Source organism: Mesorhizobium sp. M4A.F.Ca.ET.020.02.1.1, from assembly GCF_004022645.1.
In the GTDB taxonomy this organism is placed as follows: Bacteria; Pseudomonadota; Alphaproteobacteria; order Rhizobiales; family Rhizobiaceae; genus Mesorhizobium.
In genome coordinates, this window is sequence record NZ_RZOI01000242.1 from 1 (window position 1) to 7713 (window position 7713).

A 7713-nucleotide genomic window follows, 5' to 3' on the forward strand; every position below is an offset into this window, starting at 1 on the left:
GCTCTTCGCCCAGCGTGGGCAGCATCACCGCCATGATCTCGTCATAGCGCTCGGCGGCGCGCAGCAGCACCTCGTCGAAGCGGCCTGACTTGTAGTACTGCGTCGCGCTGGCGAACTCGTAGTCGAAGCCGAACGTGTCGAGGAAGCGGCACAGCATTGCGTTGTTGTGGTCGGCGAAGCTGGCATAGTCGCCCCCGAACGGGTTGGGCACCGACGTAAGCGGCATGTGCAGGTACGGCCCCAGCGCGTCGCGATCCGGCACGTTGTCGGGGATCTTGCGCATGCCGTCCATGTCGTCGGAGAAGCAGAGCAGCTTGGTCTTGACCTTGTCTTCGGTCAGCACCCGGAAGGCATGCCGCACCATGGTCGTGCGCGCCACTTCGCCGAACGTGCCGATATGCGGCAGGCCGGACGGGCCGTAGCCGGTTTCGAACAGCACCGTCTCGGGAAAGTCGGCGTCCTTGTAGCGCGCGATGATCTTTTTGGCTTCCTCGAACGGCCAGGCCTTGCTTTCGGCAGCCGCCGCCAGCATCTCGGGATTAAGATCGATGGTGTTTGATCCCGTCATATCACTGCTTCCACGTCATGTGCCGGCCTTCGCGACAAGTAGGTTTTCAACCGGTCTCTAGGCGTCACTAGCCGGAGCGTCAACGATTTGCGGTGGTTTTCCTTGCGGCGCCCACGTGGCGACCCTACCTTCGGGCCTATCATCATGGAGTCTTGAATGCCTTTGACGCCACACGAAGCCCTGATCTACCTCATGGTCATCACTTCGGCTTCCGACCGCGACATGACCGATGTCGAGCTTGCACGCATCGGCGACGTCGTCCGTTCATGGCCGGTGTTTGTGGATTTCAACCAGGACAGGCTGGTGGCGGTTGCCCAGGCCTGCCAGAAGGCTTTGCACGACGAGGACGGGCTGGAAGGCGTGCTCGAACTCGTTGCAGGGGCGCTGCCGGAGCGGCTGCGCGACACCGCCTATGCCGCCGCTTTCGAGGTCGCCGCCGTTGATCTCGAAATGCGCATGGAGGAGGTGCGAGTGCTGCAGCTCATCCGCCTCAAGCTCGATCTCGACACGCTGACTGTCGCGGCTATCGCCCGCGCGGCCAAGGCGCGCCTGCGCACACTCACCTAGGCTTTGTTGATATTCAGGTGAGGCCGGCCTGCAAATGGCGGTTTCCTGCGCTTCCGGTGCTCACGTACTTTTAGTCCGCTCCGATTCTCGGAACCCACCACTTCGGCTCGTCCTGACCTGAATCTCAGCAAACCCTGGCCGTGCTGCAGTCCTCAGAAGAAGCTGACCGGAAAATAGCGCAGATAGAATTCGGCGAAGGTGCCCTTCACCGAAATCTCCTGCAGTGCATAGTCCATGGCCGCCGCCAGCGCCGGATCGCCGGCCCTCGTGGCGATCGCCATGCCCGAGCCCAGATATTCGGGCGCCAGGTACGGCCCGCCGGCGAAGCGGCAGCAGCCGGCCGCGTCGGTGCCGCCTAGCCAAAAGGCAAAGCGCATGCCGTCGCCGAAGGCGGCATCGATCTTGCCGGCCTTGAGGTCCCCGTAGAGCGTTTCCGGCGTGTCGAAGGGGACGACCTGGACGGTGCCGAAATAGTCGCGCAGCATCTTTTCATGCGCCGAGCCGGCAACGACGCCGACGCGCTTGCTGCGTAGCTTGTCGAGGATCGGTTCGGTAAAGGCCTTCGCCTTCGGCATGATGAAGCGCGCCGGAAACTGCAGGTACGATCGCGAGAAGGCGTATTTGGACCGCGTTTCAGCTGTCGCGGCGATGCCGGCGATGATCGCCTCGCCTTCGCCCTTCTGCAGCGCCTCGTCGAGCTCGCCCCAGGGCAGCGCCTGGATCTGGCACTTCTCGGCGATGCCGAGCTCGGCGCAGATCGCCCGTGCCAGGTCGACATGGAAACCGGACAGCCTGCCGCCGCCATCCAGGAAGTTGAACGGCGGGAAATCGGTGGTGGTGAGGAATCTGAGGCGCGGCAGCGCCGAGAGGTCCGGCTTCGGCAGCCGCTCCTTGGCGTCCCAGAGCACCGGCACCTGCGGCTCGGCGGCAAATGTCATGCCGGCAAAAGACTGCGCCGCCACCAGCATCGACAGGGCGATAACTATCCGCCGCAATGTCACAAGAAGACTCCGCCCAGTCATGTCTTTGGGCTTTTCGTACGAAAATCACGCCGGCACAATGGTTTTTGATTTCAACCTGTGAATTTAAGCGTATGGTTTAGGGAGTTTGCAAATAGCTCCGCGGTGCCGGCTGAAAGGGGGGCAATCGGCCGGTCACGAAAGCGGAGCAGCTTTGCAATCCGGGGTTGATGGCGAAGCGCGGGTCAGGCATCTACCATCGATCTCTGATGCGGAAGGCAACATGGGGTAGATGTTGCGATGGGTCATTTTGATCGCACACTGGAATACATCGATCAGCTGCAGCACGCCAACACGGCGGCCGCGGTTTGTGAAAGGCTGCTTGGCGTCACGTCGAACTTCGGCCTGACGGCGTTGATGGCTGGAACGGTTCCGCATCCGGGCACACCGCGCGGCCAGCAGAAGGACCACGTCCTGCTCTGCGACTGGCCGGGCGAGTGGCTGGAGCGCTATGTGGCGCGCAACTACGTCGATCACGATCCCGTCGTCAGTCACATGAAGCAGCTTCAGGCGCCGTTCCAGTGGCGGGAGGCTTCGGAAGGCATCCGCATCGACAAGAGCAGCGGCGAGGTGATGGGCGACGCCAGGGAGTTCAAGCTGCGCGACGGCCTGGCTTTTCCGCTGATCACGCTCGACGGCCAGATCGTCATGGTGTCGCTGGGCGGCGAGGCTGTTGAATTGTCCGAGTCGGAGTTCGGAATCGTGTCGCTGGTGGCGACCTATGCGATCGGCCGCGCCATGCAAATTCACACCATGGCCGCCAAGACCATCGATCATATTGAATTGACTCCGCGCGAACGCGAATGCCTGCAATGGGCCGCCGTCGGCAAGTCCGAATGGGAAATATCTCAAATTCTAGGCATCTCAGAACACACTTCCGAGAAACACCTTCTTAACGCCAAAAGCAAACTCGGTGCCGTCAACAGGGTGCAAGCCGTCGCGGAAGCGATTAGGCGCGGCTATATTAGCTAGGTCGGCCGTGCCGGCCTAGAAATTCTTGCCTACGCGATCGCGTAATTTTTTCGGGAATGCCCGGCCGTATCTTCCTTTTTGGACACAGGAGACGGCTAATGCTTTTTTCCCTAACAACCCAGGAATTGATGGAGCGCCCCGACCTTTGGGAAGCCGTCCACCGGTTGCGCTACAAGATCTTCGTCGAGGAGATGGGCTGGACCGATCTCGAACGCCCGGACGGCCTCGAGATCGACCAGTTCGACCATGACGAGGCGGTGCACCAGCTCGTCATCCGCAACGGCGAGCTTGCCGGCTATCAGCGGATGTTGCCGACGACCCGGGCCCATCTCCTGACCGAGGTGCTGCAGGATCTCTATGAAGGCACGCCGCCCTCGGGGCCTCGCATCTGGGAGCTGACGCGCTATGCCGTGGCGCCGGGCTTCCGCGATGGCAAGCGCGGCGTGTCGACGGTCGGCACCGAGCTGATCGCCGGCTTCGTCGAATGGGGACTCAAGCGCAACGTCAACCAGGTCATCATCGAGTTTGAGCCGATGTGGGTCCTGCGCGCGCTGCAACTGCATTTCCTGGCGACCCCGCTTGGCTACCAGCGTACCTACGGCAATCAACAGGTCGTGGCCACGCTGCTCACCTTCACCGAACACACATTGGACGTGGTGCGCGCGCGCCGCAATCATTTCGCCCCTGTGCTGGCCAGGGGCTATCCCGACAGGCTCGGCCTGCGGCAGGCATCGTGATTGGAGTTTGTTATGAGTATCCACCCGCAACCAGAATTACGCGGCCACACGCTGGTCGTCACTGTCTCCTCGCATGATGGCCGGCCGGTCCTGGACAGGCGCGCCTATGCCAGCCTGGCCAGGACCTTCCACGAAGCCGCCGTCAACGATGACGTGCGCGTCGTCGTGCTGCGCGGCCTGGCAGGCTGCTTCTGCCTTGGCGGCGATTTCTCCGAGTTCCTCGACGCCACCAAGCATCGAGAGCTGATCGCCGCCGTCACCGACATGTTCCGCACGCTGGCCACCTTTCCGAAACCGGTGCTCGCCTGCGTCGACGGCGATGCCGTCGGTGTCGGCTGCACCATCCTGTTCCACTGCGACATGGTCATCGCCTCGAGCGCAAGCACGTTCCGGGTGCCGTTTGTCGATTTCGGCCTGGTGCCGGACGCGGCAACCAGCATCCTGGCGCCGCAGAAGCTCGGCTATGCCGGGGCCTTCCGCTTCTTCTGCCTGGGCGACACCCTTCATGCCGAGGACGCCAAGGCGCTCGGGCTGGTCGGCGAGATCGTCGCCGACGGCAGCGCCGAGGACGCGGCCCTTCTCAGGGCAAGGCAGCTTGCCAAGAAGCCGGTCGCAGCCCTCCTGCAGACGCGCGGCCTGCTCAAGGGCGACACCAACGCGCTCTGCGACCGCATCGACCAGGAGATATCGCTGTTCCAGCAGGCGCTGCAGGACGACACCACCCTGAAGCGGCTGCAGCGCATCGCCCGGCTGGCGGCCTAGAGCATGATGCCGAAAAGTGTGACGCGGTTTTCGGACGACATCATGCTCTATCTCTTTGATTTAGAGCCGGATTCAGATTTCAGGTCGATTCGACCTGAAATCATCCGGCTCTAGGACCGCCAGCCCCGTATCGTCGGCGAAATGGGACCTACTTCTCCAGGAATGATGGCCCTTCGCCGATGATCTTCTTGTCTTCCTTGCCGACGATTTCGAGGTCGCGCCCGTCATAGGGCAGCGACGACAGGATGCGCCTGATCACAGCCAGCCGCGCCCGTCGCTTGTCGTTGGCCCGCACGACGATCCAGGGCGCGAACTCCTTGTGCGTGCGTTCGACCATGAGGTCGCGCGCCTTCGTGTAGTCGTCCCATTTGTTGATGCCTGCGACGTCGATCGGCGAGAACTTCCAGTTCTTCAGCGGGCTCCAGCGGCGGTCGTGGAAACGTTCGAGCTGGGTTTCACGGCCGATGTTCAGCCAGAATTTGAAGAAGTGGATGCCTTCGTTGCAGATCATCCGCTCGAAATGCGGCGTCTCGTCGAGGAATTTCTCGTGCTGCTCGGGCGTGCAGAAGCCCATCACCGGCTCGACCCCGCCGCGGTTGTACCAAGAACGGTCGAAGGTCACGAATTCACCCGATGTCGGGAAATGGGCGACATAGCGCTGGTAATACCACTGTCCGAGCTCGGTCGGCGTCGGCTTTGTCAGCGCCACATTGCGCGCGGTGCGCGGGTTCATGTACTGGCGCAGCACGAAGATCGTGCCGCCCTTGCCGGCGGCGTCACGGCCCTCGAACAGCGCCATCACCCGCTTGCCGGTCGCCTGCAGCCAGGCCTGCGCCTTGACCAGCTCGATCTGCAACTGCTCGAGCGTCGCGTCATATTCCTCGCTCTTCATCTTCTTGTCGTAGGGATAGCCGCCGGCGGTCAGCTTGTTGTCCTCGATCCAGTCGGGAAGCACCGGATTCTCGATGTCGAACTCCCGCTCCTTGCCGTCGACCGTGATTTTCAGCGGACCCTGTGCCGGTGCCGGGGCGGGACTTGCCTTGGCTTTTTTCATCGAGACGAACCTTTCCAGCTTGCGGACTCATGCTATTGGGAGCCTCAACGGCGCCGCGCCCCGGTTTGGATGCGCAAATGACGCTGTAGCACTCCAGGCCGGTCCAGCGGAAGTTTTCGCGACCGGCGACGGGGAAGAGGCATGGGGCGCGAGCGCGCGAATGGCTGAGCTGAACGCGGAGCAGAAGGGCACGGCGCAACCGGTGGCCGTCCGGCTGTGGGGGAGTCGCTGGCTGCTTGCCGCCGGCATCGTCGCGGTTTTCGCCGTCTATGGCCTTGCCGGCATTTCGGCCTATGTGCTCGTGGCGGCGACTGCCCTGCTGGTGGCGGCGGCGCTGTTGCCGTCGGGCGCCCCGCGCCGGTCAACTGAGGACGCAGCGGCAATAGAAGCAGGCGGCTTGCAGCGGCTTTCTGGCGAATACCTTGCGGCCGCTGTCGCCGATCCGCTGATCATCTTCGACCGCACCGCCACTATCGTCCACGCCAACGCCGCCGCTTTCGCCGCCTTTGGCGGCCTTGCGCCGGGCATGTCGCTGTCGCTGAAATTCCGCGCCCCCGAAATGCAGGCCTTGCTGGACAGCGTCCTGTCGGGGACCGTCGCATCCGACATGGTCGACTACACCGAGAAGCTGCCGGTCGAACGGGCCTATCGTGTCAGCGCATCCTCTGTCGGCCATGCCACCGACCTCTATGTGCTGGTGTTCAAGGACCAGAGCGAGGCGCGCCGGATCGACAGGATGCGCGCCGATTTCATCGCCAATGCCAGCCATGAGTTGCGCACGCCGCTTGCCTCGATCTCGGGCTTCATCGAGACGCTGCGCGGGCCGGCCCGCGGCGATCCGGCGGCGCGCGACCAGTTCCTGCAGATCATGCAGAACCAGACCGGCCGCATGGCCCGCCTGATCGACGATCTCCTGTCGCTGTCGCGGCTGGAGATGAAGCCCTACCTGAAGCCGGGAACCGAGGTCGATCTTCGCCAGACCATCGACAGCGTCATCGACTCGCTGGCGCCTCTTGCGCGTGAGAACAGCGTCGTCATCGAGCGCGACTTCGTCGACGGGCCGCTAGACGTGCCGGGCGACCGTGACGAGCTTTTCCAGGTCTTCGAGAACCTCCTGGAAAACGCCTGCAAGTACGGCCAGTCGGGCGGGCGTGTCACGGTGTCGATCGCCCGCGACGGGACCGGCCCCGAGCCGGGCATCGACGTCACCATCAGGGACTACGGCCCGGGCATCCCCGAAGAACACATTCCGCGCATCACCGAGCGCTTCTACCGCGTCGACGTCGAAAGCAGCCGCACCCAGAAGGGCACCGGCCTTGGCCTGTCGATCGTCAAGCACATACTGACGCGCCACAATGCCAGGCTGTCGATCAAGTCGGAAGTCGGCAAAGGCGCGGCGTTCTCGGTCCATTTGCCAGCGCGCTGAGTCAGTACTATTTGCTAACTGGCTGTTTCTTCTTTCTGTCATCCGGCTGGCGTATCAGCGGGAGATTGAGGAAGCGACTCGGTCAAAAAGACCCCGGGAAGGCATTCGTTCATGCAGTCCGTGCATATCATCAGTGCCTATGACGAAGAGCTGAAATACCTGTCGAAGCGCATCGCTGCGATGGGCGGCCATGCCGAGCGCATGGTCGAGCAGGCGATCACCGCCTTGGTCAATGCCGATCCCGGCCTCGCCCAGAAGGTCATCCGGGACGATCAGGCCCTCGACGAAGGGCAGCGCGAGATCGACGACAAGGCGATCGTCATCATCGCCAGACGCCAGCCAATGGCGACGGACCTGCGCGAGATCGTCGGCGCGATCCGCATCTCCGCCGACATCGAGCGCGTCGGCGACCTCGGCAAGAACGTCGCCAAGCGGGTGGCGGCCGTCATCGACGGACGCCAGCCGACCAGCCTGTACCGGGGCCTCGAGGCCCTGGCCGACCTGGCGCTGACGCAGCTGAAGGAAGTGCTCGACGTCTACGCCTCGCGCTCGGTGGAAAAGATCGGCTTCGTGCGCGATCGCGACGACCAGATCGACGCCATGTATAC

General features: G+C 63.1%; 8 protein-coding genes and 1 pseudogene. 6 read left to right on the forward strand and 3 right to left on the reverse strand.

Features of this window, described 5'->3' with window-relative positions; translation table 11 throughout:
- Positions 1-568, reverse strand: a pseudogene (lysK, locus tag EN742_RS16625) (lysine--tRNA ligase); the annotation flags it as partial.
- Positions 569-724: 156 nt separating this feature from the next.
- Here lysK and EN742_RS16630 point away from each other — a divergent pair.
- Positions 725-1135: a tellurite resistance TerB family protein gene (locus EN742_RS16630; protein ID WP_126056603.1), complete on the forward strand. Its 411-nt coding sequence runs from the start codon at positions 725-727 to the stop codon at positions 1133-1135.
- A 152-nt stretch (positions 1136-1287) separates the two neighbouring features.
- On the opposite strand, the gene EN742_RS16635 is transcribed toward EN742_RS16630, so the two are convergent.
- Positions 1288-2103 (reverse strand): transporter substrate-binding domain-containing protein, encoded by an 816-nt coding sequence (locus EN742_RS16635; protein WP_126059248.1) that lies wholly within the window; start codon positions 2101-2103, stop codon positions 1288-1290.
- 291 nt (positions 2104-2394) lie between these two features.
- Here EN742_RS16635 and EN742_RS16640 point away from each other — a divergent pair, with 291 nt between their 5' ends.
- From EN742_RS16640 to EN742_RS16650, 3 genes are all read left to right on the forward strand, one after another.
- The gene (locus tag EN742_RS16640; RefSeq protein ID WP_126056602.1) at positions 2395-3126 is read left to right on the forward strand and encodes a LuxR family transcriptional regulator; all 732 of its coding nucleotides are present in this window, start codon (positions 2395-2397) and stop codon (positions 3124-3126) included.
- 98 nt (positions 3127-3224) lie between these two features.
- Positions 3225-3863, forward strand: coding sequence for an acyl-homoserine-lactone synthase (locus tag EN742_RS16645; RefSeq protein WP_126056601.1), 639 nt, complete (start codon positions 3225-3227; stop codon positions 3861-3863).
- A 12-nt stretch (positions 3864-3875) separates the two neighbouring features.
- On the forward strand, positions 3876-4625 hold the full coding sequence (locus EN742_RS16650) for an enoyl-CoA hydratase-related protein (RefSeq protein WP_126056600.1): 750 nt from the start codon (positions 3876-3878) through the stop codon (positions 4623-4625).
- Positions 4626-4773: 148 nt separating this feature from the next.
- Here EN742_RS16650 and ppk2 read toward each other — a convergent pair whose 3' ends face one another.
- Positions 4774-5679 carry a polyphosphate kinase 2 gene (ppk2, locus tag EN742_RS16655; RefSeq protein WP_127405937.1) on the reverse strand — a complete coding sequence of 302 codons (906 nt, stop codon included), beginning with the start codon at positions 5677-5679 and terminating at the stop codon, positions 4774-4776.
- A gap of 160 nt (positions 5680-5839) precedes the next feature.
- Between ppk2 and EN742_RS16660 the strand changes: the two genes are divergently transcribed.
- Both EN742_RS16660 and phoU read left to right on the forward strand, forming a co-directional pair.
- A complete protein-coding gene (locus tag EN742_RS16660) occupies positions 5840-7105 on the forward strand; it encodes an ATP-binding protein (protein WP_127405936.1) in 1266 nt (421 codons plus the stop codon).
- Positions 7106-7216: 111 nt separating this feature from the next.
- The coding region (gene phoU, locus EN742_RS16665) for a phosphate signaling complex protein PhoU (protein ID WP_128333043.1) at positions 7217-7713 on the forward strand (497 nt) is incomplete at its 3' end.

Coding starts and splice junctions, on each gene's coding strand:
- ppk2 (WP_127405937.1), bottom strand. CDS start 5,679: ATGAAAAAAGCCAAGGCAAGTCCCGCCCCGGCACCGGCACAGGGTCCG.
- EN742_RS16645 (WP_126056601.1), top strand. CDS start 3,225: ATGCTTTTTTCCCTAACAACCCAGGAATTGATGGAGCGCCCCGACCTT.
- EN742_RS16660 (WP_127405936.1), top strand. CDS start 5,840: ATGGCTGAGCTGAACGCGGAGCAGAAGGGCACGGCGCAACCGGTGGCC.
- EN742_RS16640 (WP_126056602.1), top strand. CDS start 2,395: ATGGGTCATTTTGATCGCACACTGGAATACATCGATCAGCTGCAGCAC.
- EN742_RS16630 (WP_126056603.1), top strand. CDS start 725: ATGCCTTTGACGCCACACGAAGCCCTGATCTACCTCATGGTCATCACT.
- EN742_RS16650 (WP_126056600.1), top strand. CDS start 3,876: ATGAGTATCCACCCGCAACCAGAATTACGCGGCCACACGCTGGTCGTC.
- EN742_RS16635 (WP_126059248.1), bottom strand. CDS start 2,103: ATGCTGGTGGCGGCGCAGTCTTTTGCCGGCATGACATTTGCCGCCGAG.